General features: G+C 54.5%; 2 protein-coding genes. Both read left to right on the top strand.

The genetic code is table 11. The annotated features are described in order from the left end of the window. A partial coding sequence (locus ACTM82_RS08905; RefSeq protein WP_148332920.1) for an arginine deiminase family protein occupies nucleotides 1-110 on the top strand: 110 nt, incomplete at its 5' end. 262 nt (nucleotides 111-372) lie between these two features. Further along, the gene (locus ACTM82_RS08900; RefSeq protein WP_441055854.1) at nucleotides 373-1,497 is read left to right on the top strand and encodes an aminotransferase; all 1,125 of its coding nucleotides are present in this window, start codon (nucleotides 373-375) and stop codon (nucleotides 1,495-1,497) included. Nucleotides 1,498-2,149 lie beyond the last annotated feature (652 nt).

Raw genomic sequence — 2,149 nt, 5'->3', positions numbered from 1 at the left:
TGCTGTACAAGGAGGGCCTGGACCTTCTCGTCGTGCCCTCCGCCGAGCTCTCCCGCGGCCGTGGCGGCCCGCGCTGCATGAGCATGCCCTTCTGGCGCGAGGACCTCTAAGGTTTTCAAAGACCCGTACAGGTCTTAAAACAAACATCTAGCTGCCATTAGATGTCTCCCATTGGGGCGGTGCGGATCTTTCGCACCGCCCCATTCTTGTTTAATGAAGCTTAATTAACATCAGATAAGGCGGCCCATATGACTAGGGGCAGTCACGTTGATACCCCCCAACGGTGTCGGCTTCTTTGCCTTTTGGGCATCATCTCCATTCCCATGACCTTCGCCGGCATCATCCCCGTGTTCTAGCGATTGGAGCCTAGCCATGGATATCAAGACAATCGGCGTTGAGGAATGGCTCAACGTTTGGGAGAAGAGCGCCACGTGGGATATCGCCCAGTCGACGATCTCGTCGCTTACCATGGGAGAGCTGCGCGCGCTCGACGAGCAGGACGGCGCTACCTTCTACGAGCGCCTGGATCGCGAGAAGATGAACTACGGCTGGATCGAGGGTTCACCGGAGTTTAAGGCTGAAGTCGCCAAGCTCTATCGTCGCGAGGTCAATCCCGATCACATTCTGCAGACCAACGGCTGCACGGGTGCCAACCTCAACGCCATCATGGCCGTGGTCGAGCCCGGCGATCATGTCATCGCCGAGTGGCCTACCTATGCGCCGCTCTATGAGATTCCGCGTTCGCTCGGCGCCGAGGTCGAGTATTGGGAGCTTCGCGAGGAGCTTGGCTGGAAACCCGATATCGAGGAACTCAAGCGCCTCGTTCGCCCCAACACGAAACTCATCTGCATCAATAACGCATCGAACCCCATTGGTACGGTGCTTGATGCCGATACGCTCGGTCAGATTGCCGAGATTGCCCGTTCAGTGGGCGCCTACGTGCTGTGTGACGAGGTATATCTGCCGCTCGAGAACACCGAGTCCTTTATGTCGATGGCCGACGTGTATGAGAAGGCCATTGTCACCAACTCGGTATCTAAGACCTATTCGACGCCTGCAGCCCGCGTGGGTTGGGTCGTGACCGACGAAGAGGTGTCCAATCGCATCCGTACCTATCGCGATTACACTATGATCTGCGGCGGCGTGTTCAACGATGCCCTGGCGACCTATGTGCTTGAGCACAAGGACAAGATTCTCGAGCGCAACCGCAAGATCGTGTCTGGCAATCGCGATATCGCGCAGGCTTGGATCGATACGCAACATCGCGTTTCCTGGACGGCCCCGCAGGGCGTGTCTACCTCGTTTATCCAGCTTGATATTCCCGAGGACGACGAGGAGTTCTGCAAGCGTCTGTTGTCCGAGAGGGGAGTGCTGCTGGTGCCCGGCAGCCGTTTTGAGCTTCCCTGCGGCGCACGCCTGGGCTACTGCGCGAGCGAAAATGTTCTTCGCAAGGGCTTGAGGCTTCTGGGCGATGCACTGGCCGAGTTCGATCGCTAATCCCTTGAGGCCCTCGAAGGCCTAAACCTTACTTGGCCCTAGGTGTACCGAATGCAGACCCGCCCCTTTTGGGGAGCGGGTCTGCATGTCTTTGCCGCCGGAAAAGTCAAGTTGTTACAAATGGAGACGCAAGATCGATCGGGTATTCGACGGGCCTTATACTAAGCTTCCGGTGAACGGTATCCAACGTCTGGTAAACGGTAATCTGTTTGCTAAAAATGAATAGGACAAACTTTTTTATGAATAAAAATCAAAATGGTTGAGACACAGCAAGAATTGCGAATTCTATTCATATCATTGCACGAAATATGCAATCTGAGGGTGGTTTAATAAAGTTTAGTTCCATTTGATTTTTGGATTGAAAACGCGTTTAAGCACGTAAATACACTTTATTAAGATGAAGTGTGCCATGCGTGAAGTATATGTGTATGCCGTTCACCCCCTATAAAAAACCGTTCGGGGGCAAGGTGGAAGTATGGGTTGATTTTGGATATAAATATGTCGTCAGCAATAACGCCTCACACGGAGGGGCGCTAACGAATCGGCCCTGACAAGGGCCCGAAAGAAAGGTAGGAGGCCATGACGAAAGGTCTGCACGTGCCTTCCGAGATCGGCAAGCTCAGGAAGGTCTGCCTGCACCGTCCCGGCGACG

Source organism: Collinsella sp. HCP3S3_E5, assembly GCF_052067635.1.
In the GTDB taxonomy this organism is placed as follows: Bacteria; Actinomycetota; Coriobacteriia; order Coriobacteriales; family Coriobacteriaceae; genus Collinsella.
The sequence above is the reverse complement of the archived record's forward strand: the minus strand, read 5'-3'. Positions and strand labels throughout refer to the sequence as shown.